Below are 682 nucleotides of genomic sequence, written 5' to 3' on the forward strand. Positions count from 1 at the left end.
CCGGAGAGAACGGCGCACTGTCTGGACGACAGCGCAAACATGGGCGATAGCCAGCTTGCAGCGCTTGAGCTTGATTAGAAAAATATTCGACGTTCTGCTCTTTCGGCGGCGAGGCTGGACAGATAGGACGACAGAATATACCCGTCGTTTTTACAGCGATAAAAAACAGGCCATCAAAGCGGGCGTCTCGCGCGAGTCGCGCCTGTCGGCATTGAGCACTGCTCAGATCGCTGTATTGATGAATCTTGCCTTCCATATGCCTACCTTCAACCCGATAACGTCAAGTAATAAATTAAAGTGTACCGACAAGCCGAGCGAACGCTAGCCATTTCCGGAACTGAATATGCAATAAATTGAATTTTTTTAATTTGCTTTTCACATAGTTCAACTACCCTTATATAGAACGAGGTTTTCTCTCACAACGTCACAGCTATCACTTGGCGCTTAAGATGCCAAGGCTGGCTGAATAACAAGGATAATTGGCTATGGATCTGCACACCTGTCGCATTGTTCTCAAGAACAATCAAGTTCTCACCTGTCAGTCTGTCGAGCAATCGCTCGGATATCTCAAAGACACTTGCGAAAGCGGTATCTCCATGATTGAGATCGACGCTACGGACGGGCATCAAATACACTCTTACATGTCTCACTCGTTAGAAGAGTCCATTGAGAACTTAATGAA

The 682-nt window shown here is 46.5% G+C and carries 2 protein-coding genes; one reads left to right on the plus strand and one right to left on the minus strand.

What is annotated here, in order from left to right; genetic code table 11:
• Positions 1 to 256 (minus strand): Ada metal-binding domain-containing protein (locus KIV40_RS34740; RefSeq protein WP_285354001.1); only part of this gene is annotated, 256 nt, incomplete at its 3' end.
• A 229-nt stretch (positions 257 to 485) separates the two neighbouring features.
• Here KIV40_RS34740 and KIV40_RS34745 point away from each other — a divergent pair.
• Positions 486 to 682: hypothetical protein (locus tag KIV40_RS34745; protein WP_285354003.1), on the plus strand; the 197-nt coding region annotated here is incomplete at its 3' end.

The organism is Vibrio sp. D173a (assembly GCF_030248475.1).